This window comes from Polyangiaceae bacterium (assembly GCA_015075635.1).
GTDB lineage: Bacteria > Myxococcota_A > Polyangia > Polyangiales > Polyangiaceae > JADJKB01.
This window is the reverse complement of the sequence record JABTUA010000003.1, coordinates 2,334,884-2,360,381: the sequence shown is the minus strand read 5'-3', so window position 1 is coordinate 2,360,381 and position 25,498 is coordinate 2,334,884. Positions and strand designations below refer to the sequence as shown.

Below are 25,498 nucleotides of genomic sequence, written 5' to 3'. Positions count from 1 at the left end.
CTCACTCGAGGGTCTTCATGCCTCCGCCCCAGCGCACGATGTCCGAGGCGTGGACCGAGCGGCCCTGCCAGACGCGGCTCCGGCTGCCGCGCCCGAGCACCCAGAGCGCGTCGCCGCCGAGGCCCCGGTACTCCGAGAGCAAGCCCTCGTCCCACGGCAGCGGCACCGACTTGCCCACCGGCTGGACGGACACCGGCAGCCGGCGCAGGCGCTCGAAGCGCACGCCCCGCGACTCGAGGCAGGTCGGCGGCTCCTCCGGCAGGCCGAGCTCGATCTCGTCGAGCACGTAGAGCGTGCTGGCGGGTGGAGGCAGCACGACCAGCGTCGCCTCGCGGGCTGCGAACAGCGCCGCGACCGCGTCGGCGCCCTCGCTGAGGAGCCAGGCCTCCTCCAGCCACAGCTCGCGCCCGAGCACCTCGACCACGTCGCCGAGCTCGAGCTCGAAGCCCGCTCGAGCGAGCGGCGACGGTGGCGGCGGCACCGGCGCCGGCGGAGCAGGGGCTCGCTCGCCGCGCTTCACCGCGTAGCGCGTGGCGAGGCCCGCGACCACGGCGCCGCCACCGACCAGCAGCGCGGTGAGGATCAAGCTCATGACTCGCCCCCGAGGCGCGCGTGCAGCTCTCGAGCCCTGAGCGTCACGTCCGCGAGCGACTGGCCGGGGCCCGGCAAGAGCGCGCCGATGACCGCGCCCAGCTCCGCGTGCGCAGCCACCGCCCGAGCGGTGTCGAGCCCGATGCCGCCGATGGCCACCAGGGGCAACCCCGCGGCGCGCACCCGCGCCGCCGCGCGCGCGAGCCCGTCCACACCGACCACCGGATCCGGATTCTCCTTCGACGCGGTGGCGAACACCGGACCGAACGCCACGTAGTCGGGCCCCAGCGCGAGCGCGTCCTCGAGCTCGGCAGCGTCGTGACACGAGACGCCGACCTTCAGTGATGGCGCGAACGCACGCACGTCCGTGACGAGGAGATCGCTCTGACCCACGTGGACGCCGTCGCAGCCGGCGAGCAGCGCGAGATCGGGACGGTCGTTGGCGAAGAGCGGCACGCCGCGAGCGCGGCAGCGGCCGGCGAGGGCTCGCAAGAGCTCGAGCGTGTCGCGGGCGCCCAGCGCCTTGGCGCGGAGCTGGAGCAGCGCGGGGCGCGCGGCCAGCACCGCGTCCGCGAGCTCGAGCACCCCAAGGCCCAGCCGCGCGAGGCTCTGGGTGTCCACGATGGCGTACAGGCCGCGCATGAGCGCCCAGCATAGCCCCGGGTTGGCGTGGCGGCCTGGCTTTGGTAACCCATGGGGATGTCCCGCCGCTCCCTCTGGCTGTGCTCCGCCGCGCTCCTCTCCGCCGGTGCCGCCGCGGCCGAGGAGAAGGCCGAAGCAAGCGCGCCACCGAAGCTCGAGCTCAGGGTCAGCGAGCGGGGGCCGGGCCGCCCGTGGTCGCTCAGCATCGCGAACACCGGCAGCGAGCCGGCGGTGCTCGCCGCCGATCCGCGTCTGCTCCGACTCGACGTCCTGGTCCCGAGCAAGAAGAAGAAGGAGACCTGCCGCTTGCCGGACGAGCTCTACCCGAGCAAGCCGGACAAGCGCACGTTGGTCGTGCTCGAGCCCGGCGAAGGGGTCGAGCAGCACTTCGACCCCCGCCTCTACTGCTTCTCCGCCGGCGGGCAGTGGCAGCTGGTGCCCGGGGCCGTGGTGACGCCCCGGTTCGGCTGGCCCGAAAAGAAGAAGACGGTCTGGCGAGGCGGCAAACGCGTCGAGGAGACGCCGAAGCAGGACGCGCCCTTCGCCGCGCTCCCGGCGCCGCCCAAGGGCAAGGCCAAGCCCGACGACGAAGCTGGCGTGAAGGAGCTCGCGGGTGAGCCCTTCGCGCTGAAGAGCGACTACGCGGAGTGGTCGCGCACGCGGATCGAGGCCGACAAGAAGGCGAGCGAAGAGAGCCCCCTGGTGATCAAGATGGCCCAGGGCTCCGACGCGCAAGCCGAGCGCTCCGCGACGGTGCAGCTCACGCTTCAGAATCGCAGCAAGCACGCCCAGACCGTCTACTTCCGCCGCGAGCTCGTCAGCTTCGAGGTGATGCGCCCCGACGGGCTCGTCACCTGCGATCCGCAGCCGGACTCGCGCTCACCGGACCGCCAGGCCTTCACGCGCCTGGGGCCGGGCGGCTCGATCTCGGTGGTGAGCCGCCTGGTCGAGCTCTGCCCCACCGGCACGTTCGGCAGCCCGGGGCTCTACCTGGTGCACGCGCGCTACGACGCCACGGAGACCGGCGACGATTGGAACATCGACTCCTTCGTCGGCCGAGTCGTGTCGCGCGCGCCCGCCACCGTGCGCATCCGCACCGGCGAGCACCCTTTCCTGCAAAAGCGCTCGCTCAACCGGGTGAGAGTCTCGAAGAAGGCCCCCTGACCTCAGGGGCCCGAGCCGTCGCAGAAGAAGCCCAGGGAGTCGTTCGAGCCCTTCGCGCACTTGCCGCCTTCGCAGGCGCCGTCGGCGCACTCCTCGTCGGCGAAGTCGTCCGTGCAGCTCGCGCCCAGCGGCTTCTTGGTCAGGCAGGTCTGGTCGCAGTACGCGCTCGACGTGCACTCGTCGTCGTTGACGCACGCCTCACCCACCGCCTTCTGCGCCGTGCAGACCTGACTCTGACAGAACGCTCCGTCCACGCAGGACTCCTCCCAGTCGCACCCGCTGCCACCGATCGCGATGCGCTGCTTGCAGGTGTTGCTGGTCGACTCGCAGTACAATCCGTCGTTGGTGAAGCAGCGCGTGTTCGAGTCGCCGCTGGTGCCGGAGCACGAGGTCGAGCTGCCTTGCTCGGTGCAGGTCCAGCCGCAGGCGTCGCCCGCGACACCGCGCTTCTCCGGAACGCACTTGCCTTGATCGCAGTCCGCGCCCCCGCCGGGAGGCTCGACGCACTCCGAGCTCTGGGTGCAGGCGCCGCCTTCGGGCACGGTGCCGACGAAGACGCTGTCGCAAGCGGCCGAGGCGAGGCTGCCCTGCAGGCAGCCCTTGGCGTAGGCCGGAACTTGGCTCATACACGCGCCGGCCGCGCTGGCGTCGTACTTCACGGTGCCTTTGTCGACCAAGCCGCCGAACAAGCCGACGAAGCCCTTCACCGTGGCCTTGCACTCGTTCGCGTCGTAGGTGTAACCGCTCTGGGTGCAGCAGCTCGCCAGGTTGTCGCACAGCGCGTCGGCGTAGACGTTCGGGAAGTCCTCCAGCGGGATGGGGCTCGATGAGCCCGGGCCGGGGCTCGTTCCGCTCGAGCAGCCGAGGAATCCCCCGAGGATGAGCAAAGTGACCGAGAAGACCGAGCGCGCGCGCATGCGCCGCAGTCTATCAGCGCTGAAGGACGAACGTCACCGGAACCACGATCACCGCGGCGCCCCCCGCCGGCGGGCGGAAGGAGACGTCGAGCGTGCGCGCCGCGACGCACGCCGCCACGCTGGGCGGCAGCGTACCGGACGCCGACGTGACCACGTTCTGGACCTCGCCTCCGGGTCCAGGAGCGCGTAGCCGCGTTTGCGACGCACGAACACCGGTGTCTGCGCCCCGAGCCCGGGCGCGTCGATGACGAAGGTCGCGCCCTCACCGAGTCCGACGCTGACCTCGGCGCGCTCGCGGAACAAGCGTTCCTCCTCGATGCGGCCTGCGCGAGCCAGCGCGACCCGCAGGCAGCGCGGCCCGCGGAGCGAAGCGGCGCGCATCGCCGTGGTGATGCACCCGGCCTCGCCGGACAAACCAATGCCTTCACCCGATCTGGGCAGCATGAGCACTCTCCCGCGTTCGAACCTTCGACCCGAAGGCCTCGGGACAGCGCCGGCTCGCGGAAGTTCCGCGAGCATCTCGTCAGATGTGGCATGCTCCGCTCCGTGCTGCGCGTCCCGGTTGCTTCGCTCCTCTGCTCCCTTCCCTTGCTCGCCTGTGCGCGCGGCGCCGAGCCGAAGCCCGCCGCGGCGCCCACGGCGAGCCCGGCCCCGGAAGCGGCCGGGCCGAAGGTGGCGGTGGTCGAGGGCTCGGTGATGCTGGGCGAGTGCCCGGCCAAGCTGGAGAGGAAGAAGGCCGAGCAGACCATGAACGACCTGGTCAGCGCCTGCGACAACGTGCCGGGCGGGACCGCGAAGTTCCAGGCCACGCTCAGGCCGGGCGGGCGCATCGAGATCAGCGCGCCGGACGGCAGCGATCAGGGCACCGTGCCGATCTGCGTCATCAAGCACAAGCTGCAACACAAGCTCTTCCTCACCAAACCCTGCACGCTCGCCGTGCAGATCGAGGAGAAGTCGGTCGACCGGAAGCCCGGAAGCAAGTAACATTTCCGAGATGCGACGCTCGGTCCTCTGCTTGCTCTGGCTCGCTTGGGCAGCGGCGGGGTGCGCAGCGGAAGCGCCCGAGCCGGCGGCCGACGACCAGGGCGCGGTCTGTCCGGCGGACGATCCGGACTGCGACCGCATCGACGAGCCGTGCGTGATGGAGGAGGCCGAGGAGAGCGCGCTGCCCGGCTCGAGCCCGCTGGGCCTCGGCAGCCCGCTCACCAGCACCGGCAGCACCGCATCTGGCCCAAGGGGCGCGTGCCCTACAAGATCGGCTCCAGTGTGGGCGCCACCACCAAGAGCCGACTCCTGTCGGCGATGAAGGAGTGGCAGACCAAGACCGCCCAGCGCGTGCGCTTCGAGCCCGCCACCAGCAGCGACACGGCGTACGTGCTGGTCAGCGAGGGCAGCCCCCGCGTGGAGTTCGTGGGCTACAAGGCGGGCACCGTCTCCAAGCTCTACCTGCGCGATCCGGAGTACCTGACGGTCACGCGCCACGAGCTCGGCCACGTGCTCGGGCTCGAGCACGAGCACCGGCGCAAGGATCGCGGGAGCTACATCCAGGTGCTCTCGGGCAACATCGTGAACACCGCCAACTGCAAATACCAGTTCGCCCTGTGCTCCGACTGCGCGCCCCTCGTGAAGTACAACACCAAGAGCGTGATGCACTACCGAACGTATCGCGATCTCTCGAGCTGTCGCGTCGGCGGCAAGGCCGTGCTCCTGACCAAGGCCGGGGGCAGCATCGACCACGAGTGGGTGTTGACCACCGGCGATCTCGACGCCATCGACGAGCTGTATGGCCCGCCGCCGACCACCGGCAGCGGCGGCAGCGGCGGCAGCGGCGGTACCGACGCGGGCAGCAACGACGCCGGCGACGCGGAGGCGAACGCCGGCAGCGGCGGCAGCGCCGGTGCCGCTGGCGCGGCGGGGAGCGCCGGTGCGGCCGGTGTGGCGGGCTCCGACGGCATCGACGAAGAGGGCTGGTCCGACGGCGGCATCGGCACGGCGAGCGGCGGCGCAGGCGGCAGCTCGAGCGGGCAGAACACCACCTTGGTCCCCGCGGAGGAAGGCGGCTGCGGCTGTCGCGCGCCGCGCTCGAGCGAGTCGCACGCGGGCCTCGGGGCGCTCCTGGGCGTCCTGGGGTTGGTGGTGCGGAGGATTCGTTCGCGCTGGTGAATCTTCGTCAGCCTATCTGAAGCTGAATGGCCCCCCCGCGGAGCTCCAGCCGGAGCCGGGCGTTCGCGAGCTTGGGGCGCCGCGCGATCTCGACGGCGATGGGCGTGATCACCTGCTCCTCGATCACGCGCTTCAGGGGGCGCGCGCCGTACTTCGGGTCGTAACCCAGCTCCGCCAGGTGTGCTTCGACCTCCGGCGCGACGGACAGCGTGAGGTTCCGGCGCACGAGCCCCTCGCGCGCGGCCGCGGCCCCGAGCTCCAGTGACACGATCCGACGCAGCGCCTGGGGTGAGAGGGCCTGGAACGCGACGATCTCGTCCAGACGATTGATCAGCTCCGGCCGGAAGTGCGCGCGCACGGCCGCCCGGGCGTCCTCCGCGTCCGCCTCCTTCGCGCCGAAGCCCAGGTGGACCGCGTCCGCGCCCAGGTTGCTCGTCATCACGATCAAGGTCATGCTGAGATCGACCAGGCGCCCGCTCTCGGTGGTGAGGCGGCCTTCGCCGAGCGCGCCGAGCAGCACGTCGAAGACCGCCGGGTGGGCCTTCTCGATCTCGTCGAGCAGCACCAGCGAGAGCGGCTCGCGACTGATGCGCTGGGCCAGGCTGTCGGTGCCGCGCTGGTCCGAGAGCAGCCGCGTGACCGAGTGGGCGAGCAGATACTCGCTCATGTCCAGGCGCACCATCCGCGTCGGGCTGCCGAACATGAAGCGCGCGAGCTCCTTTGCCAGCTCCGTCTTGCCCACGCCGGTGGGCCCGACGAAGAGCAGACTGCCCATGGGTTTGTCCGGGTCCTGGATGCCGGCCTTGAACCGCGAGAGCACACGCGCAGCCGCCGCGCAGGCGGCGTCCTGACCCACCACGCGCTCCCGCAGCACGTCCGCCAGCGCCTCGGGGTCGCCACGCTCGTCGTCGCTCACGATGCGCTCCGGTAGGCCCGACCAGCGGCAGAACTGCCGATCCGTGTCCCGGAGCGTGAGCTCTCTCGGAGCGCTCGGGCGCTCGCGATCGAGCCAGTCCAGGAACGCGAAGGCCTTGCCCGGAAAGGCGTGGTCGCGACGGAACAAGGTCAGGTGCCGGAGCAGGCGCCGGGTCGCCTCGTCGCCGAAGCGCCAGGGGCTGCCGGTGCGCGTCGCGCGCTCGTGGATGGTGCGCGCCATCCACTCGGGGGTGGGCGGGGCGAGGTGCACGAGCTGGAAGCACGAGAGCAGGCGCGGCGCCGTCGCCGAGAGCTCCCCCAGCTCGCTCTCGCTGCACTCCGCGACCAGCGCGATCTCCCCGCTCTCGAGCGCCGGCGCGAACAGATCCGCGATGGAAGAAGCGTTGCTGCGCACGCGGGTCAGACCGACCAGGTGATCGACGTGCAGGAAGTGCCCCTCCCCGGCGAGCTCGGCGATCAGATCGAGGCAGCGCTGCTCCCACATGCCCAGGTACTGCATGCCGGCCATGATGCGGTCGGCGCTGGTGGACCAGACTCGGGTCTCCGAGAGGGCGTCGCCGGAGCGTGGCATGCGGCGCGCGAGCTCCTTGACCCACGCCGTCTTGCCGACCCCTGCCGGTCCGATCAGGAGCAACGAGGGCTTCGTTCCGCGTCCGAGCAGCGCGTCCAGGCTCGCGCTCGCCACGGATCCGAAGTGAGCCCCGAGCTTGCCGGCGCGTGCGAGCGCCGTCCAGTCCTCGGCCACGGCCCGAAGCGTGTCGAAGTAGCCCGCCAGCGGATCCTTGGGCGGGCCCTTCCCGCCGAGCCTCTTCGGCGCCCACTCGAGCACGCGCTCGTCCTTCACCTCGCGGAACTCGAACACGGAGCGCGCGCTCTCACCGGCCAGATCGGCGCTGAGCGTCTGGCGCAGCACCTCGGCGGCCATGCCGAGGTCCTCGAGCACGAAGGACCAGCCGAAGCGCGGCACGCTCACGAAGTAGCCGGCGCCGTCCCCGGCGAGCTCGGCCCAGGCATAGCCGAAGGTGATCGGGATGCGCTCTTTGCCGATCACCGGGCGCTTGCCCGCCAGCGTCTGCGGTCGCACCTCGACCACCACCTGCCCGGTGCGGAGCTCTTCGGTCCACCAGAACGGCTCGAGCACGTCACCGTCCTCTTCCAATGCACGAGAGAGCCCGAGCTCGAGCTCGGCGAGGGCGCCCTCCTCGCGCTCGGCCGCGGCGACGAAGGCTCGAAAGGTCGATCCGCGAGGGATCAGGCGCGCGGACACGAGCCCGCTCCGATCCAGGGAGAGCCAGATCCGGAGGGAGCGGCGGCCGCTCATGCTTCGCTCACCGCCATGCCCAGGAGCCAGAGCTCGGAGAGCGCGTCCCCGAGCTCGCGCACGCGCGCGCTCACCACGTGGGCCAGCCGGTAGTCGAGCACGGTCGCCACGCTCGGGCGGCCCTCGACCGGCGACCAGCGCACGCTGCGCACCACCGGCAAGATCGACTCCGGGTTCTCCGGCAGCGGTCCGTCGCCTTCGAGCGCGCGCTCGAAGGCTCGGGCCCGAGCGGCGTGCTCCGCCAAGAGCTCGCGCGGCGCGCCGCCCCCGGGGACGACGGAGACGCGCACGATCTCCGGTCCAGCACCCTCGGCGCGACGCACGTGGCAGCCGCGCTCCCCTTCGAAGAAGTCGCTCACGCCCGGGCCGACGACGCGGAGCGAGAGCTGGCGCGGCCGGGACTCGAGCAGCGCGTGGAGCTCGTGTCGGCTGGCGGCGGCCCGCTCGGACCCGTCCTCGTAGCGCGCGGCGGCGCTCTCGAGCTCGCCACGCGCGCCCGCGTACGCCCGCGCGAGCCACTCGAGCAGCCCCGGGTTGCCGCGGGAGAAGCGCCGGCTCTCGTGGTGGGCGGCGAGCCGCGTGAGATCGAGGCGCACGGCGTGGCGATCCGGGCGACCGCGGCTCGCGATCAGGCGCTCCAAGAAGCCCAGCTCCGCGAGATCGGAGAGCAGCTGGCGGCTCTGCCGGTTCGAGAGGCTCGTTCGCCGGGGCGCCAGGCGCTCGCGCTGATTCCTCGCTTGCCGGAGCTTGCCGAAGGCGTCGGCCAGCGTGGTGTAGTCCTCCCCCGTCAGCTCCTCGCCGGCGCGCCGCTTGTCCAGCCGCGCGTGCGCCTGCAGGTGCTCGTCGGCGGAGGTGCGGCGCTCGAGCCGGCTGACGAGGCGCGAGACGTGGGCCGCGAGCGCGTCCAGGTTGAACACCTGATCGGCGCGCGTCCCGTCGCCGAGGCGGAGCTCCCCGAGCTCGCGGCTGATGTCCGCCTGGATCTCCCCAAGCTGCGACGAGCCCCGTAGCTCGCGCAGCATCGGGAGCGCGTCGACCAGGCGCGCCGAGAGCTGGCTCGGGCCGGCGCCGAACAGGCCCTCGACGAGCCCCGGGGCGAGCTCCACGGCGTCCGCCTCGCGCAGCGCCTCTGCGTGCACCTTCACGCTCCCGCCCTGCCGGTACAGCCAGAACAGGCGCATCTCGGCGGAGCGCTCCCGCGTCACCGCTCGACCGAGCTCGTCGCCGACGTGGCGGTCGATGTGGCGCTTGAGCGAGCGAGCGCCGTATTCGACGCTGTAACCCTGGCTCACCACGCTCTCGACGACGGCGTCGGTGTAGCGCACGAACACGTTGCGCTCGGACAGGCCGGGCCGAGCCGCGAGCTTCGCCAGCTCCTTCCGCGCGATGTCCTTGGCGGCGGCCCGATCGAGGGGCTCGAAGGGCACGACGCGATCGATGCGGTTGAACAGCTCGGGCGGGAAGAACTCGCGCACCGCGCGGGCCACGTCCGTCGCGGTGCCGCCCGGGTCGTCCAGGAAGCCGCGCACGCTGCGCTTGCCGGAGCCCAGGTTGCTGGTCAAGACGATGACGGAGTGGGAGAAGTCCGCGACCGTGCCGCGCGCGTCGGTCAAGCGCCCGTCGTCGAACACCTGGAGCATCAGGTTCAGGACGGCCGGGTGCGCCTTCTCGATCTCGTCGAACAGGAGCACCGAGAACGGCTGCGCGCGCACCGCTCGGGTCAAGGTGCCCTCCGGCGAGAAGCGATCGCCGATGAGCCGGCTCACGGCGTCCGCCCCGCCATGCTCGCCCATGTCGAAGCGACACAGGCGCCGCGTGTCGCCGTACAGGTACTCGGCGATGCACTTCGCCAGCTCCGTCTTGCCAGTGCCGGTCGGACCGGTGAAGAGGTAGACCCCGTAGGGTCGCCCGCGCGCGGTGATGCCCGCCCGAAGCGACAGCACCAGATCGACCGCGGCGTCGAGCGCGACCGGCTGGCCCATGATCTGCTGGCCGAGCTCGCGCCGGAGCGTCTCCGCCGAGAGCGGCGGATCGGAGCTCAAGAGGAGGTCGGGCAGGCCAGTCTGGCGCGAGAACCAGGCGACGACGTCGTCCGGCGAGATCTGGCGCGGCGCCTCCGACTCGTCGGCGCCGGCCCGAGCGGCGAAGCTCTTGACCAGGCCCGAGAGCGCCGACAACGAGCGCCCGGGCTCGCTGCCGCTCGACAGCGCCTGCCCCAGGTCGAGGATGCGCCGGTACGCCCTGGGATCGATCTCGAGCTCGTGCTGGCGTTCCAGGCGCCGGCTCTCGTGAAGCAGCATCGAGAGCGCCGCCGAGGCCGGGACCGGCTCCACCGTCACGCGGGTGAACACGCTGGCGAAGCCCGGAGCCTCGTGCTCCAGGACGCTCAGCTCTGCCGGCGTGCACTCGCCGACGAAGCCGAGCTCCCTCCGGGCCAGCGGGCCGCGGAAGAAGTCCGCCAGCGAGCGCTCGCTGCCGACGGTGCGCCCGATGTTGCCCCAGGCGCACACGTCGTCCACGTTCAAGATCCAGCGCTTCTTCTTGGCCCGCTCGAGCAGCGCCACGGCTCGGGCTTCCCACTGCCCGACGTAGGACATGCCCGCGATCAGGTGCCGGCCCCGGATCCCCATCACCACGTGGCAGCGGTCGAGGTTCCGGTGGAACGGGAAGTCGTCGGCCTCGAGCAGGTCGGCCACGGCCTGCGCGATCAGCGTGGACTTGCCCGAGCCAGGCGGGCCCACCACGAGCACCGGCGCCGGTGACGAGCCCGAGAGCAGCTCGGCCAGGCGCTGGCGCAGCCCGCTCCGCGGAAGGCCGGTGTGCAGGCGCCCCTCCGCGGCGCGGGCGGTGTGGTTGACGCTGACGCGCAAGAGCTCCTCGAGGCGGGCCGACGCGCCGACGCCCAGCGCTTCGTTCGGGTCGGGCTTGGGCGCGAGCAGGGAGAGCAGGCTCTGCGGGCTCACGTCGAAGCGCGCGGTGACGAGCTTGTCGCTGCCGTTCGACTTGAAGAGATCCAGCTCGGCGCTCGGGTCGAGCACCCGGGCGTAGGCCTCGAGCACCTGCGCGCCGAAGTCGCCGTCTGGATCGACGGCGAACCAGTGCCGCGGCGAGAGCGGGTGGTACGCGATCCGGAGCTCCGCGTCGGCGCCGCTCCGGCGGAGCTCGGTCACCACCGGGAACCAGCCGGCCAAGTGGCGTTTCTCGCCCTCGTGGCTGAGCTTCAGCTCGCCGTACACGCGCTCGAGCTTGCGGCCCGCTGGCACCGAGAGCCGCGAGAACAACGCCGGCTCGAGCCTCTCCGCCTCGCGACGCGCGCGCTCGACGCAGCGCTCCTTCGCCTTGCCGGCGTCTCGCGACAGCGTGGTCCACTCGAACAGTCCCGGGCACACCGGCGTCATCCGGATCAGGTTGCCGTGCTTGGCCTGGTAGATGCTGAGTGAAGCCTGCACGCTCATGACGCCTCCGCCACCAGCTCCTCGAAGACCATGTCGGGCCAGCGCGCGAAGAGGTCGTCGGGATCCACGTCGTCGTGCCCGTGGGTTCCATCGAAGACCAGCCGGCGCTCGGCGACGTGGAGGGCCACCCGGACCGGCGTGCGGCGGCCGACCTCGAGATCGACGGCGTGCCCGACCGCGGTCCAGTCGTCCGTGCCGAGGGTGAAGCGCGGACAGATGACCCTGACCCAGAGATCGGCCGGTCCGCCCTCGAGCTCCCAGCGCCAGCGACCGCGGGCCAGGCCGAGCAGCGCACCGGCGCCCTGGCCCCGCAGCGAAAGGAGCGCGCGCGCCGCGGTTGCGCCCTGCTCGGTGAAGAAGCCCAGGCTGCGCGGAGGGCCGAAGCGCCGCTCCTTCTCGCTCGGCCAGTCCGCCACGTCGCTGCGCTCGCCGCGATCGAGGTGGAGCCTGGCTTCGAAGCCGCGCTTCTCCAGCCAGCGCCCCAGCGGCAGGAGGAAGCGCGTGAGCACGTGCTCCGCGCCGAGCTCGTACAGCCCCAGCGTCACTTCATGCTGGTCGCTCGCTTGAATCAGCGCGTGCCCGAGCGCCTGCTTCAGCCGGGCGTGGGCCTGCTCGGCGTCGGGCACCAAGAGATCCGGCGGCGCGGCGTCGTCGAGGGAGCTGACCGCCAGCGCTTCGACGTCGCGGAGCTCGCCGGCGTGCGTCCCGAGCGGCTCGTAGAGCGCCGAGAGCCGGGCGTGCTCGGCGCTGAGCTCGCCGAGCGCGGCTCCCCGTGGCGCGCGCCGGCGCTGTCGCTTGCCGCCCGAGAGCAGGCCGAGCTCCGCCTGGATCTCGGCCAATCGCTCGCTCAGCGCGGCGATGGGTGGCAGCGCGAGCCAGCGCTCCGCCTCGCGCCGGAGGGACGCGATCCGCAGCGCGCCGCTCGCGCCGTCTCTCTGCCGGCGCGCCGGCCGAGCCCAGAGCTCGAAGGCGAGACCCGCCCGCTCCTCGGCTCCGAGCAAGCGCCCCAGGCCGGGCTCTCTCAGCTGCACCCGCAGCGCTTCGACCTCCATCGACTCGGCGGCGTCGCGAACGCGGACGAGCTGTCCATCCGCGGCCGAGCCGTGCGCCGACAAGAGCGCCGCCACCGGCGCCACCAGGTACTGCTCCAAGTGGCGCCGGAGCCCGCGCGCGCCGTAGCTGCTCGAGAAGCCTTCGGTCGCCAGCCGGTCGAGGGCGCGCTCGGAGACCTCGAGGCGCACCGCGCGCTCCTCGAAGCCTTCCCGCGCCCGGATGCGCTCGAGCGCCACCTTGGCGACCCGGCTCATCTGCTCGCGGTCGAGGGAGGCGAAGCAGACGATCTTGTCCAGGCGATTCAGAAACTCCGGACGGAAGTGCTCCCGAGCCCGCGCCGTGTAGTGCGCCTCGTCGTCTTGCTCGGCGTCGCCGAAGCCCACACGCGGACGCTGGTGCTGCGCGCCCAGGTTGCTGGTCATGATGATGATGGAGTTGGCAAAGTGAGCCAGGCGCCCGCGCGCGTCGCTCAGGCGCCCTTCACCCAACACCTGGAGCAAGAGGTCGAACACCGCCGGATCCGCCTTCTCGATCTCGTCGAACAGGAGCACGCTGAAGGGCTGCTCGCGGATCCTTCGCGTCAGCACGCCGTCGTCGCGATCGGTCCCGCGGATCAGGCGCTCCGCCGCGAAGGGATCGGCGTATTCGCTCATGTCGAAGCGACACAGGCGCTCCGCCGAGCCGAACAGGAGCTGCGCCAGCACCTTCGCCAGCTCGGTCTTGCCCACGCCGGTCGGGCCGACGAACAGGAACTGCGCCAGTGGGCGGCCCTGGGGCTGAAGCCCGGCCTTGACCATGGCGAGCGTCTCGGCCACGCGGCGGATGGCGCGCTCCTGCCCGATGAGCTGCGCCTTGAAGCGGCGCTCGACGTCCTCCAAGGCCAGGCTCCGCTCGTCGCGCAGGAGCAGCTCCGGGACGCCGGTGCGAGCGGAGTAGCGGGCCAGCACCCGGTCGCGGCTGATGGGCTCCTCGCCGAGCTCGACCGCCAAGATCTCGTCGAGCAGCGCGACTGCCTTGCCCGGCAGCGCCCGCGAGGGCTCGTAGCGCTCGGTGAGCTCGACGATCTGTTCGGCCGCCGCCGGCTCGAGGCGGCTCTCGCGCGCGACGAGCAGCGCCAGCGTCTGCTTGCGATCGAGCGCCGCGACCTGAAAACGCCCGAGGTGAGCGAAGAACCCGACCTGGCGGTGCGAGAGCTGGTCGTACCGGCTCGGCGTGAGCTCGCCGAACAGGCGCACGCGTCCGCGCTCGACGTAGCGGAGCATGGTGGTCGCCATGTCCTCGTAGCCGCCCGGGCGCCCCGCGAAGAGGTCGTCCAGCTCCTCGAAGTACAGCACCGCGTCGAGGAGCTCGACCGCCGCCATCACCTCCGCCACGCGCTGTTCGAGCTGGCCGACGAAGCTCTGCCCGGCGACCATCTCCGCGCCGGAGGTGGCGTAGGCCGTGGCGGCGCTCGCCGCGACGGCCGCGCGAAACAGCGCGGACTTCCCGGCGCCCGGCTCGCCGATCAGCACGGCGCTCTGGCGCTCCTCGTCACCGAGCGCCGCCACGAGCGGACCGAGCTCGCGATGCACCAGAGGGAAGCGCGGGCGCTCGAGCCTGCGGCCGATGCTCTCCAAGAGCTTCTGCGCTCGCTTCCGCTTCTTCTTCAGCGCACGCTCCGACGTGCCGCCCGCCTCGTCGTCGTCCGGGGTGAGCTCGATGCTCGGGCGCACGAGCTCGAGCTCGCCCTGCGGGAGGAGATCCAGCCACTCGGCACCCGTCGGATCTCGCGCGGCGACCAGCCGAGTGACCTCGCGGCCCACGACCTCGGCGAGCTCGGGCGGACGCTTGCCCGGCACGTACACCACGTGGTCGAGCGCCGGGAGCAGCGCCCACTCGGCGCCGGCGGCCGCGGCTTCCAGCAAGACGACCGGCAGCTCGACACGAATCGACTCGGCGCGGCGCAGCGGGCCCTTGCGGGGGAGCGTCACGGCGACCGCGCCGAGCTCGGCGGGCTCGGAGAGCAGGTGCCGGCGCAGCGCGTCGCTCGACAGGTTCGCGAGCTTCTCCCCCAAGAAGAGCACCAGCTCCTCGAGCGCGCCGTCGCGATCGTCCGCGTGGGCGACCCAGCGGGGCGCCGAGGCCGGAAACGCCGACACGAACCCGGCGTCGTTGTCGCGGATGACCACCAGAGGCTGGACGCTGGGGGCGGGCACGTTCGAAGCTTCTCAAGAGCTGTCGAAAAATCGACAGCTCTTTCACTCTTTCGTCGGGGAGGCACGCGCCTCCCCGACCCAACGAAGTGAATTCGTTGGGGCCCCACCCCACGCGGGCCGGCTTCGCCGGCGTCAATTTTCGACAGCCGTCAGCCTCCGCAGGCGTTGGACAGGGCGGGCACGCAGAGGCCCTGACGGCAGGCCGCCGCGAGCGCGACCGAGGCCCCCCGAGTCATCGCGCCACGCTGTCACGAACGCTGAGCCGAGAGGCGGCGAGGTGCCAGCAACTTCGAGTCGTGCGCTCGGCGAGCGCGGCGTCGTGACTGACCAGGAGCAGCGCGCCGGGGAACTCGGCGAGCGCCGCCTCCAGCCGCTCGATGGACGGCAAGTCCAGGTGGTTCGTGGGCTCGTCCAGGACCAACGCCCAGGCATGGCGACCCAGACCGGTGGCGATGCGGAGCTTGCGCGCCTCTCCGGGCGAGGGGCGCTCGGAGCGGAGCAAGCGCTCCGGATCGACGCCGAGCGCGCCGACCACCGAGAGCACGCGCCCGCGCTGCTCCGGCGGCAACGCGCGCAGCTCCGCGAGGGCGGCGCTCTCCGCGTCCGCGCCGAGCTCTTGGGGCAGGTAGAGCACGCGCCTTGGGTCCATCCCGGCGACCAGCTCGCGGAGGAGCGTGGTCTTGCCCGCGCCGTTCGAGCCGGAGATCCAGATACGATCGTCGCGTCGCAGGAGCAGCGCCGGCACCTCACACAAGAGCCGTTCGCCCGCCCGAAGCGGACCGGCCTCGCGCACCGCGATGACTGGCTTCGGAGCCCGCTCGTAACGGGCGAAGACGCTCCCGCCCAGCGTCGCGAGCGCCGCGCCGGAGCCGACGCCGGCCTCCGCGCGCTCGAGCGCCGCTCGCGCGACCTCGACGTGGCGGCCGTGGGCCTTGTCCCCCCAGTCCGCGCGCGTCTGCGCCAGCGCCGAACGCGCGTCCGAGTCGTGGCGGCTCTTCATGCGCCGTCCCGCGTTGCGCTCGCGCGACGCCGCCCGCTGAGCGCTGCGCGCGGACTCGAGCTCGCGGGCGAGCTGTCGCACCCGGAGCTTGCCGGCCTCGCGCTCCGCCGCGAAGGCCCGCGCCTCGGCCTCCCACTGCTCCCGCGCCGCGCTGTAGGCGCCCCGGTAGAGCACCAGGCCGCCCCGCGCGAGGCGCAAGGTCCGCGTCGTGAGCGCGTCGAGCAGCTCGCGGTCGTGCGACACGATCAGGCCGATGCCCCGGAAGCTCCGGAGCGCGCGCACGAGCCAGCGCCGCGCGTCGGCGTCCAGGTGGTTGGTGGGCTCGTCGAGCAGGAGCAGCTCGGGTTCGGCGGCGAGCGCGGCGCCCACCTGCCAGCGCTTGCGCTCGCCGGGGCTCAGGGTGGGCCAGCGTTCGAGCTCCTCGAGCTCCAAGAGCTGCTTGAGCCGTGCCGCCACACGGCCCGAGTCCCGGGCAAACGCGTCCACCTCTGCCGAGAGCTCCTCGACCTCCTGCGGCACGACGCGCACGCAGGCGCCCGGCGGCTCGAGCCTGAGCGTGCCGGACGTGGGGCGGAGCTCTGCGCTCATCAGGCGGAGCAAGCTGGTCTTGCCCGCGCCGTTCTCACCCACGAGCCCGGTCAGGCCGGCGGGCAACACGAAAGAGACGTTCTCGAACAGGGGTGACGTCTCGGAAAAACCGAACGTCAGTCGATCGCAGCACAGTCTTGGCACGCGGGACCTCCAAGGCAGAACACGGGAACGCCGGCAGGGCTCGGCGTTCGGACGGCGGGTTCAGCGAGGAGCGGTCATTGAGGTCCCGGGTGAGCGGGACGCACCACACATAGCACCAAGCGTGCGGCTGCGGAAGGCGTGGCGTAATGCGCCGGCCAGAACGCCGTCAGCCCTCTCGGACCAAAGGAGGTTCGAGATGATCAAGCTTCGTGAATGGATCGCCAAGAGCACGACCCCAACCCCCAACCAGGACGTCGAAGTGACCGTCGCTCGCGGCTACCACCCGAACCGCATCCAGCTCCGGAGCGGCCAGCGCGCCAGCTTGCGCTTCGTGCGCCGGGAAGCGTCGCCGTGCAGTCGCGAGCTGGTGTTCCCGAGCCTGGGACTTTCGGCCGAGCTGCCGCAGGGGGAAGAGGTCTCCATCGAGCTGCCGGAGCTCGCCCCGGGCAGCTACCCGTTCACCTGCGGCATGAACATGCTGCGCGGAACGCTGGAGGTGACGTGACCGCGTAATGCACGGGAGGGGCGCGCGTCAGCAGTCCATGCACACCGCCCACCACTACCCAGAGCTCGAAAACGCGCCGGAGTCCGGACCCATCGTCCGGGCTCCGGGTGTCCTCTACGTCTGCCCGATGGACCCCGAGATCCGTCAGGATGGGCCGGGGATCTGCCCGATCTGCGGCATGGACCTCGAGCCCGAGTCGCCGCTCTCCGGGGAGGCGCCGGACGACAGCCCCGAGCTCCGGGAGATGAGCAGGAGGTTCTGGGTCAGCTTCGCCCTCACGCTGCCGACCTTCTTGCTGGCCATGTCGGACCTCCTGCCCGTGCCGATGCTGATCTCGCCCCACACCAGCGCGTGGATCCAGCTCGTCCTCTCCGCGCCGGCCGTGCTGTGGGGAGGTGCGCCGTTCTTCCAGCGGGGCTGGGCTTCGCTGGTGAACCGACGTCTGAACATGTTCACCCTGATCGCGCTGGGCACCGCCGCCGCGTTCGGGTTCAGCGTGTTCGCCCTGCTCTTCCCCGGCCTGCTGCCGCACGCCATGTCCCACGGGGGCGGCCCGCCGGTGTACTTCGAGGCCGCCTCGGTCATCGTGACGCTGGTCCTGCTCGGCCAGGTGCTCGAGCTCCGGGCCCGCAGCGCGACCTCCGGGGCCATCCGCGCGCTCCTGGGGCTCGCTCCGAAGACCGCGCGGCGCATCCTCGAAGACGGCACCGAGCTCGACATCCCGCTCGAGTCCGTTCAGGTCGGCGACCAACTACGGGTACGCCCCGGCGAGAAGGTGCCGGTGGACGGCCGCGTGCTCTTCGGCCACAGCAGCGTGGACGAGTCGATGATCACGGGGGAGCCCATCCCGGTGGAGAAGACCGACGGCTCGCCAGCCACCGCCGGCACCTTGAACACGAACGGCTCGTTCGTGATGACTGCGGAGCGCGTCGGCGCCGAGACGCTGTTGTCGCGCATCGTGACCATGGTGAGCGAGGCGCAGCGCAGCCGCGCGCCGATCCAGCGACTCGCCGATCTCGTCTCCTCCTGGTTCGTGCCGGCCGTGATCCTGATCGCGGCCTTCACCGCCATCGTCTGGGGCTCGGTCGGTCCGGAGCCCCGCCTGGCCTACGCGCTGGTGAACGCCGTCGCCGTGCTGATCATCGCGTGCCCCTGCGCGCTGGGGCTCGCGACGCCGATGTCGGTGATGGTCGGGACCGGACGCGGCGCGCAGGCGGGCGTGTTGATCCGGAACGCCGAGGCGCTGGAGCGTCTGGAGAAGGTCGACACGCTGGTCTTGGACAAGACCGGCACGCTCACCGAGGGCAAGCCGGCGCTGGCACACGTGGTGACTGCTCGGGGCGTGGACGAGGACACACTGCTCGGGGCGGCGGCCGCGCTGGAGAAGGCCAGCGAGCACCCGCTCGCGGCGGCGGTGCTGGCCGGTGCGGCCCGGCGCGGCATCGTGGTGCCGGCCGTGGGCGCCTTCCGCGCCGTCACCGGCAAGGGGATCACCGGCCGCGTGGGCGGCGTGGAGGTCGTCGTCGGCAATCGCGGCCTGCTCGACGAGCTCGGCGTGGACACCCGGCCGCTGGCCGCAGACGCCGAACGCCTGGCCCGGACCGGGCACACCGTGGTCTTCGTCGCCATCCGCGGAGCCCTGGCCGGCATCCTCTCGATCCACGATCCAGTCAAGCCGACGACCCCCGGAGCGCTGCGCGCGCTGTCCGACGCGGGCCTGCGCATCGTGATGCTGACGGGGGACACCCACACGACCGCGCAGGCCGTCGCCGACGAGCTCGGGATCCGAGAGGTCTTCGCCGGCGTGCTGCCCGATCAGAAGGGCGACGTCATCGCGCTCCTGCGCCGAGAAGGACGCGTCGTCGCCATGGCGGGAGACGGCGCCAACGACGCCCCTGCCCTGGCGCGCGCCGACGTCGGCATCGCCATGGGCACGGGCACGGACGTCGCGATCGAGAGCGCCAGCGTCACGCTGGTGAAGGGCGACCTGTCCGGCATCGTCCGGGCGCGGAACCTCTCTCGCGCCGTGATGAAGAACATCCGGCAGAACCTGTTCTTCGCTTTCGTCTACAACGTGCTCGGAGTGCCCATCGCAGCCGGCATCGCGTACCCGCTCTTCGGCCTGCTGCTCTCTCCGATGATCGCCAGCGCAGCGATGGCGCTGAGCTCCGTCTCGGTGATCGGCAACGCGCTCCGCCTGCGCGGCGTGAAGCTCTAACCTCGCGGTCCGAGCGCCCGCTCCACCGCCTCTTCGGGCACCCCCATCTGAAGCGCCACCTCCCGGAGCGTTCGCCCGCTCCGGGAGGCTTCGCGCACGATGGCCTCCGCGCGCTCGTAGCCGACGACCGGATTCAATGCCGCTGCCGTCGCGAGCGTCAGCTCGGCGTTGGCCGTGCAGCGCTCGACGTCCACTTCCAGCCCGTCCACGCAGTCTGCGGCGAAGGTGCTGGCGGCGCGGGTCAGGAGCTCGATGGACTGGAGCAGGTTTCGCGCCATCACCGGCACGAAGGCGTTGAGCTCGAGCTGACCCTGGAGCCCCGCGACCGCGACGACCTGGTCGTTGCCGATGACCTGCGCCGCGACCTGCGTCACGATCTCGACGACGACGGGGTTCACCTTGCCCGGCATCACCGAGCTTCCCTTCTGAAGCTCGGGCAGCCGGATCTCCCCGAGCCCCGTGCGTGGACCGGACCCGAGCAGCCTGAGGTCGTTGGCGACCTTGCCGAGCGAGACGGCCACCGAGCGCAGCGCCCCCGACGCCTCGACCAACCCGTCGCGGGCGCCCTGAGCCTCGAACGCATTCGCCGGACCGCGAACCTCCAGACCCGAGTCGTGGCTCAAGCGCGCGCGCACGCGCTGGCCGAGCTCGGGGTGGGCGTTCATCCCGGTGCCGACCGCGGTGCCGCCGAGCGGGATCTGCGCGAGGCCGGGCAAGACCGCGCGGACGCGACGCACGCTCTCGCGCACCTGCGCGGCGTAGCCCCCGAGCTCCTGGCCGAGGGTCATCGGCACGGCGTCCATCAGGTGCGTGCGGCCGGCCTTCACCACGTCCGCGTGCCGCTCGGCCTGCGCGCCGAGCGAAGCCGCTAGCCGCTCGAGCGCCGGCAACAGGCCGCGCTCAAGGCGCTCGAGCGCTGCCAGGTGCACCGCCGACGGAAACACGTCGTTGGACGACTGGCCGAGGTTGACGTGGTCGTTCGGGTGCACGTCGGCGCCCGCGAGCGCGGCGATGACCTCGTTCGCGTTCATGTTGGACGAGGTCCCGGAGCCGGTCTGGAACACGTCCACGGGGAACTGGTCGTCCAGCTCGCCGCTCGCCACGCGATCCGCCGCCGCGGCGATGCGCCGCGCGCGCTCGGAGTCGAGCACCCCGAGCTCGGCGTGCACGCGCGCCGCCGCGGCCTTGATGCGCCCGAGCCAGTGGATGACCGGGGCGGGAATGGGCTCACCCGAGATGGGCGTGCGCGCGATGGCCTTCTTGGTCTCGGCTCCCCAGAGCACTTGGTCCGGCATACGCGGAGCTTAGGGCGCTCGGGGGAGAATGGTGTACGCTCCGATTTCGGAGGTTCGCGATGCGTGGCTTTGCTTCCCTGATCCTGGCTTCGACGTTGGCGCTGTCGTGCGGCGGTGAGTCCGAAGACGGCGGCGGGAGCAGCGGCGGCACCGGCGGCGAGTGCCCGTCCGGCGCGGGCGCCTGCGGCGGCGGGAACAGCGGCGGCGCGAGCGGCAGCGGCGGCGCAGCGGGCAGCGGCGGCGCGGCGGGCAGCGGCGGCTCCATGACCGGAGGCGCAGCCGGTAGCGGCGGCGGCACCAGCGGAGGCGCCGCTGGCAGCGGCGGCTCCACGACCGGGGGCGCCGGCGGCATTGGCGGCGCTACTGGAGGCACCGGGGGCACCACGACCGGCGGCACGGGTGGCGGCGGCGCCGGTGGCACCGGCGGCGTGGCCTCGCCGGAGTGCAAGGAGGCCAGCGACTGCAAGGTCTTCGAAGACTGCTGCTCCTGCGAGGGCGTGCCGAACAGCGCGAACCCCGGCATCTGCAAGATGGCCTGCACCACCAAGAAGTGCGCGGCGATGGGCGTGTCCTCCACGGAGGTCAGCTGCGTCGCCGGCCGCTGCGTGAAGGGCTACGAGTGCGACTCTTCGAAGGTGGTGTGCCTGGGCATGCCGCCGAAGTGCTCGGCAGGCGAGGTGCCGCGGGTGAAGGGCGCCTGCTGGGCCGGCGACTGCGTGCCGGCGGGCGAGTGCGCCAGCGTGGCGTCCTGCGCCGACTGCGACGCGAAATACGCTTGCGTCACCAACGTCGCGAAGCCGGCGCCCGTCCGCCACTGCGTGGACGTGCCGCAGATCTGCGGCGCCGACGCCAGCTGCGGCTGCTTCGGCCCGAGCGTGTGCGTCGGCATCTTCAACCAGTGCAACGACCTGTCCGGCGTGAAGGGCGTGACCTGCGGCTGCCCCACCTGCTGACGAGCCCCCTTCCGTTCACGGAGCCGGCAGGCTGTCGTCGCCGAGCGGCAGCTCGAATTTCGCGGTGAGCTGCCGGAAGAGGTCGATGCTGTCGACGTACTTCTGGAGCGCGGCGGCAGCGCCCGGGTTGGCGTCGTTCTTCTGCGGCTTGCCGTTCAGGTCGAGCTCGAGCACCGGGGTGCCGTCCGGGTTGAACAGCGGCTTGCCGCTGCCGTCGACCTGGGTCTTGTAGGCGAGCGACATCAGGTGGTTCGCCCAGGCCAGCATTCGCGCACCGATGCCCTTCTCGCGCGTCTGCCCCAGCATGCTCTCCGTGCCGGTGCGGTGCGCGCGGTAGGTGAGCCCGGTGACGGGGTAGCTGAACTTGATCACCTCGTCCGCCGGCCAGTCCGGCAGCTCGCTCGGCAGGACGGCGATGCGCGCGTCGTGCACCCACGAGCTCGACCAGTTGGTCGGGAAGTAGATGCTGCCCCAGACCATGGCGTAGAGCTGCGGGTTCCAGCCGTAGTTCGGATCCGCGAGCTTCGCGGCGGCCGGGCGCGTGCCCACGTCCAGCGCGTCGTGCCAATTCGGGTACACGAGCTTGCCCAGGGGCGTGTCGTTCGGGTCGTTCTTCACCAGTACCCAGGGCGCGAACGTGTCCAGATCGCCGGTCAAGAGCGCCGAGTAGAGCCGCCGCACCTGCTCCGGGTAGACCGTGGCGAAGCTCACGTTCTTGTAGCGCGAGTCGTAGAAGTCCTCCTTCGAGTTGGACACGAAGGTGTCGAAGGCCTCCGTCAGGTAATACGTGGCCCAGATCTTCTCGTAGTAGCTGCCGACTTGCGTCTGGTAGTCGCCCCAGAAGTAGCCCTGCCCGTAGTCGAAGTCGTTGTGCAGGTAGCGCCCGTCGCCGAGCGCGACGCGGTAGTCGTAGACGTACACGTTCGGCAGCGCGACGGAGTCCGCCGCGAAGAGCTCCGTGGCCACGCCCGGGGGCTGCCCACTGCCGCAGACGTCCGCGGGGCAGTAGTAGCCGGGCTCCGGCCGGGTCAGGATGCGCGCGAACAGGTCGAGCCCGACCGTCGCCGCCAGAGCCAGCGGGCCGTAGTTGCCGTCCACGAGCAGCTCCGTCGAGGGCTTGGTCGGATCCCCGTCGAGCACCGCGCCAAAGGCGAATGCCTTGCTGATCTGCTGGATCTTGTCGAGGTAGCGGTACTGGATGCGCGCCGTCACGTCGAACGAGTTGAAGTCGACGCGATCGCGCCGGAAGGCGTCCAGGATGTAGCGGTTCTCGTAGCCCTGCTCCAGGAAGCGCACCTGCTCGTAGGCGTCGGCCCCGGAGTCCATGCTGAACGAGGGCACGTTGCCGGTGTCGGCGTATTCGTCACTGGAGAACAGGTAGCCGCGGCGCACCCGCCCGTCGCCGTCCACGGCGCGGGGCTGCACCGCCCACGCGAACGAGGCGTAGTCGGGATCGGCCGCGAAGTCCTGCATGTCGCGGTACTCCACCACGTCCATCTCGGGCCCCTTGCACTTGGTGCCGAGGGCGCTGCCCGAGTCCGCCGCGCACTCGGCGATCAGCCCGAACTCTTGCTGGTACTGGCTGTAGTGGATGAACTCGTAGGGGTCGTTCACGCTCACCGGTGGGAAGTACTGCACGCCGAACAGCCCCGGGCTGGTGGTGAAGGCCGTGAGCTTGTAGGCCTCGGCCTGCCCGGCGCCGCTGCCGGTCACGCTCACACCGGGCTTCGACCAGACGTCCACCACGTTGCCGTAGGCGAAGCGCACGGCGGCGCGGTCGTAGCTGCCGGGCAGGAGCATGTCCTGGCTGTGCTCGCCGGGGTAGTCCATCACGCTCGAGGTCGAGTAGCGCTGGATCTCGCCGTCGATCTCCTTGTCGCTGATGGGGTCGCGCCAGCGCGGCCCGATGCAGCCCGAGCCGTCCGTGGTGCCGTCGGCGCAGGCAGCGGTGATCTTGCCGTCGCCGGTGCGGAGCTGCCAGTACTCCGGCGCGTAGTTGAGTGAGTCGAAGGAGGCGCCGAAGTTGTGCCGGAGGCCCACCGAGTGCCCGAGCTCGTGGGCGAGCACCCCGCGGTTCAGCTCGGCGCGCGCCCAGTCCACGACCTGCTTTCGGTGCGCGTTCACCGCCGCCTTGTCCTTGGGATCCGGCGCCGGGAAGCGCTTGGCCACGCTCTGCGCCAGCCCGATCAGGTTGTCGGGCTCGAGCGCGTCGTAGCGGCAGGCGTGACGCTTGGCGTTTCCGAGCGAGCGCGCCCGGCGATCGGCGGCCCTGAGGGTCGGGTTCATGCGCCGATCGAGGGGCGAAGCGCGCCGGATGGCGTCGGCGGTGAGCGGACCACTCGGATCCACGCCCGAGGCTTGGAGCATCTGCGGCGAGACCAGGCTCGCCTCCACCGAGCTGCCGCGCAGCGCCGAGAGACGCGCGGACAGCGCCGCATTGCCGGGACCGAGGCGGCCGGAGTCGAGCAGGAACTTGGCGCGGGCTGCGCGCTTGGCGATCGGGTGCCGGTGCGGCTTGGTCGCCGGCGCGCCGTCCAGGTACTTGGCGAGCACCTTCGGGTCGAAGGCCTCGCGGCGCGAGGAGAGCTCGTCCTTGGGCAGCGCAGAAGGCTTCGTCGCGGGGCCTTTGGGCTGATTCGCCGCTACCCAGTCGCTGACGTTCTGGCCTTTGATGTACTCGTCGGGCTCGATCTGGCCGTTGATCAGCCCCACCAGATCGGCCAGCGTGGACGCCGCACGGTCCAGCACCGAGCCCCACTCCGCCACCGAGCCCGCGATCTTCTCGCCGGTCAGCGGATCCTCCGCGTCCATCATGATGCCCCACGGCGCCATGATCTGCGGGTCCTGCACCACCGCCAGGATGTTGTAGCGCAGATCGCCGATGCGGGGCGCCGTGCCGTCCGCGCCGCAGGCCGGGTCGTCACCCAACTCGCTCGACACCGGGTTGTGGCAGAGCACGAAGATGTTCGGCACCTCTGCGGCCGTGGCGCTGCCGACGGGCGGCACGAAGTCGTCCGACCAACGCGCGGGCCAGCCGAAGGTGGCCTCGCAGCCCTGCTCGCCGGTCCGCCGGCACTCCGCGAGCCTGCCGGCCAGGACGGCGAGCCGCAGGGCGTCGTTCCACGCGGAGAGCATCTCTCGAGTCGACGCGAACAGATCCGCCGGGAAGCCCGGGTTCACGTGCCAGGCGATGGTGCGGAGCTGGCGATCGCGGAGCGGCAGCGTGCACTCGCCGCTGACGGCGTCGCAGCGGCTGCCGCGCCCGACGCTCTCGCACTCGTCCTCGGTGCCGCTCGCGTCGTCGTCGCGGTGCGGATCGGCGCCGACCGGCGTCGTGTCCGGGGTGTTGCACTGCACCACCGGCTCGACGTGGGAGCGTTGCCACAGGTTCCAGCGCGCCGCGAAGCGGTGCCAGCGATCGTCCACCACGCCGTAGCTGCGGTCGTAGCCGAAGCGATCGACGGTGAAGAGGCCGAACATGTCCATCTTCGTGCCGTCGTACTCGAGCGGCTCGTAGTCGGTGTCCTCGATCTTGAGGTAGGCCTGGCGGAGCGTGACCTCGCTGGGATTGCAGTTGACGCTGGGGAAGCTGCCGTAGAGCCAGCACGCCGGGAAATCGCCCCACACCTCGTCCTTGATGATCTGGGGCTTGGCCCAGACCTTGTGGGTCACGTCGAAGTAGCCGCGCTTCGCGTCGAAGACCGGCAGGTCGGGGTGCGACGGGTCGTTCACGTAATACGCGACGGGCTCGACCTGGACGCCGTAGTAGATCCCGAGCTGCGACAGCGTATCGAGCTCGTAGGCGCTGGTGATCAGGTTCTTCGACCAGTTCACCCGGAAGTGGCTGCGTTTGAACCAGGGGCGATCCTCGTCGTTCTCTTCGACCACGTTCAGCTCTTCGCCGGTGGTCTCGTTGTAGGAGCGCTTGATGTCGAAGTGGCTGTCGATCTCGTAGGCCGCGACGGCCTGGCCGTCCGGGGTGCGCCGGACGCCTTTGCCGTCGGTGTCTTCGATGCGCTCGTAGGTCAGGCGCGCGATCAGGAGCTTCTCGGTGATCTCCCAGCGCACGCGCATCGTGGGCTGGGCGTCGCTGTTGGTGAACAGGCCGTCGGAGCCCGCGCCGGAGTCCACGTCCACCACGGTGACCCGCATGTAGAACTCGGGGTCGTCGTCGGGGCTCGCGAGGTCGCCGACGAAGAAGCTCTTCGCCAGGGCGTTCGGCTGTACGCGGTTGATGGGGTCGCGTTCTTCCGAGCAGCCCATGAGGGCGGTGGAGCCGAGGATGGCGAGAGCGGCGAGCGAGCGCCGCACGAGGTTCTTCGACATGAGTGCCTCCCTTGCGCCGGACGCACCTCCGG

Annotated in this window: 17 protein-coding genes and 1 pseudogene; 7 read left to right on the top strand and 11 right to left on the bottom strand. The window is 71.5% G+C overall.

Going from position 1 to position 25,498, the window contains the following annotated elements; translation table 11 throughout:
* Nucleotide 1: 1 nt before the first annotated feature.
* The gene (locus HS104_41280; protein ID MBE7486391.1) at nucleotides 2–592 is read right to left on the bottom strand and encodes a hypothetical protein; all 591 of its coding nucleotides are present in this window, start codon (nucleotides 590–592) and stop codon (nucleotides 2–4) included.
* Nucleotides 589–1,233 carry a thiamine phosphate synthase gene (locus tag HS104_41275; GenBank protein MBE7486390.1) on the bottom strand — a complete coding sequence of 215 codons (645 nt, stop codon included), beginning with the start codon at nucleotides 1,231–1,233 and terminating at the stop codon, nucleotides 589–591. The genes HS104_41280 and HS104_41275 overlap by 4 nt, the downstream gene beginning before the upstream one ends.
* 57 nt (nucleotides 1,234–1,290) lie before the next feature.
* On the opposite strand from HS104_41275, the gene HS104_41270 reads away from it, so the two are divergent.
* Complete coding sequence (locus tag HS104_41270) at nucleotides 1,291–2,397, top strand: hypothetical protein (GenBank protein ID MBE7486389.1); 1,107 nt, start codon at nucleotides 1,291–1,293, stop codon at nucleotides 2,395–2,397.
* A gap of 2 nt (nucleotides 2,398–2,399) precedes the next feature.
* Here HS104_41270 and HS104_41265 read toward each other — a convergent pair whose 3' ends face one another.
* Nucleotides 2,400–3,314, bottom strand: coding sequence for a hypothetical protein (locus HS104_41265; GenBank protein ID MBE7486388.1), 915 nt, complete (start codon nucleotides 3,312–3,314; stop codon nucleotides 2,400–2,402).
* A gap of 13 nt (nucleotides 3,315–3,327) precedes the next feature.
* The gene (locus tag HS104_41260; GenBank protein MBE7486387.1) at nucleotides 3,328–3,468 is read right to left on the bottom strand and encodes a hypothetical protein; all 141 of its coding nucleotides are present in this window, start codon (nucleotides 3,466–3,468) and stop codon (nucleotides 3,328–3,330) included.
* A gap of 380 nt (nucleotides 3,469–3,848) precedes the next feature.
* On the opposite strand from HS104_41260, the gene HS104_41255 reads away from it, so the two are divergent.
* Genes HS104_41255 through HS104_41245 form a run of 3 tightly spaced genes read left to right on the top strand, consistent with a single transcriptional unit; the run spans nucleotide 3,849 to nucleotide 5,477 of the window.
* Nucleotides 3,849–4,298, top strand: coding sequence for a hypothetical protein (locus HS104_41255; protein MBE7486386.1), 450 nt, complete (start codon nucleotides 3,849–3,851; stop codon nucleotides 4,296–4,298).
* A gap of 10 nt (nucleotides 4,299–4,308) precedes the next feature.
* Nucleotides 4,309–4,620: a hypothetical protein gene (locus HS104_41250; GenBank protein MBE7486385.1), complete on the top strand. Its 312-nt coding sequence runs from the start codon at nucleotides 4,309–4,311 to the stop codon at nucleotides 4,618–4,620.
* Entirely contained in the window at nucleotides 4,557–5,477 is a 921-nt protein-coding gene (locus HS104_41245) for a hypothetical protein (GenBank protein ID MBE7486384.1), read from the top strand. Before HS104_41250 ends, HS104_41245 begins: the two co-directional genes overlap by 64 nt.
* A gap of 7 nt (nucleotides 5,478–5,484) precedes the next feature.
* Here HS104_41245 and HS104_41240 read toward each other — a convergent pair whose 3' ends face one another.
* The 4 genes from HS104_41240 to HS104_41225 form a co-directional block, all read right to left on the bottom strand.
* A complete protein-coding gene (locus HS104_41240) occupies nucleotides 5,485–7,734 on the bottom strand; it encodes an ATP-dependent Clp protease ATP-binding subunit (GenBank protein MBE7486383.1) in 2,250 nt (749 codons plus the stop codon).
* A complete protein-coding gene (locus HS104_41235; protein MBE7486382.1) occupies nucleotides 7,731–11,189 on the bottom strand; it encodes an ATP-dependent Clp protease ATP-binding subunit in 3,459 nt (1,152 codons plus the stop codon). The genes HS104_41240 and HS104_41235 overlap by 4 nt, the downstream gene beginning before the upstream one ends.
* Entirely contained in the window at nucleotides 11,186–14,437 is a 3,252-nt protein-coding gene (locus HS104_41230; GenBank protein MBE7486381.1) for an ATP-dependent Clp protease ATP-binding subunit, read from the bottom strand. Before HS104_41230 ends, HS104_41235 begins: the two co-directional genes overlap by 4 nt.
* 232 nt (nucleotides 14,438–14,669) lie before the next feature.
* Nucleotides 14,670–16,169: an ABC-F family ATP-binding cassette domain-containing protein gene (locus tag HS104_41225; GenBank protein ID MBE7486380.1), complete on the bottom strand. Its 1,500-nt coding sequence runs from the start codon at nucleotides 16,167–16,169 to the stop codon at nucleotides 14,670–14,672.
* Between the two features lie 196 nt (nucleotides 16,170–16,365).
* Between HS104_41225 and HS104_41220 the strand changes: the two genes are divergently transcribed.
* On the top strand, nucleotides 16,366–16,674 hold the full coding sequence (locus HS104_41220) for a cupredoxin domain-containing protein (protein ID MBE7486379.1): 309 nt from the start codon (nucleotides 16,366–16,368) through the stop codon (nucleotides 16,672–16,674).
* A gap of 7 nt (nucleotides 16,675–16,681) precedes the next feature.
* On the top strand, nucleotides 16,682–18,892 hold the full coding sequence (locus HS104_41215; GenBank protein MBE7486378.1) for a copper-translocating P-type ATPase: 2,211 nt from the start codon (nucleotides 16,682–16,684) through the stop codon (nucleotides 18,890–18,892).
* Here HS104_41215 and HS104_41210 read toward each other — a convergent pair.
* Nucleotides 18,889–20,187 carry a class II fumarate hydratase gene (locus HS104_41210; GenBank protein MBE7486377.1) on the bottom strand — a complete coding sequence of 433 codons (1,299 nt, stop codon included), beginning with the start codon at nucleotides 20,185–20,187 and terminating at the stop codon, nucleotides 18,889–18,891. The genes HS104_41215 and HS104_41210 overlap by 4 nt on opposite strands.
* A 109-nt stretch (nucleotides 20,188–20,296) precedes the next feature.
* Nucleotides 20,297–20,635 (bottom strand): annotated as a pseudogene (locus tag HS104_41205) (3-hydroxyacyl-CoA dehydrogenase).
* A 112-nt stretch (nucleotides 20,636–20,747) separates the two neighbouring features.
* Here HS104_41205 and HS104_41200 point away from each other — a divergent pair.
* A complete protein-coding gene (locus tag HS104_41200; GenBank protein ID MBE7486376.1) occupies nucleotides 20,748–21,140 on the top strand; it encodes a hypothetical protein in 393 nt (130 codons plus the stop codon).
* Nucleotides 21,141–21,155: 15 nt separating this feature from the next.
* Here HS104_41200 and HS104_41195 read toward each other — a convergent pair whose 3' ends face one another.
* Nucleotides 21,156–25,466: a hypothetical protein gene (locus tag HS104_41195; protein ID MBE7486375.1), complete on the bottom strand. Its 4,311-nt coding sequence runs from the start codon at nucleotides 25,464–25,466 to the stop codon at nucleotides 21,156–21,158.
* Nucleotides 25,467–25,498: the final 32 nt, after the last annotated feature.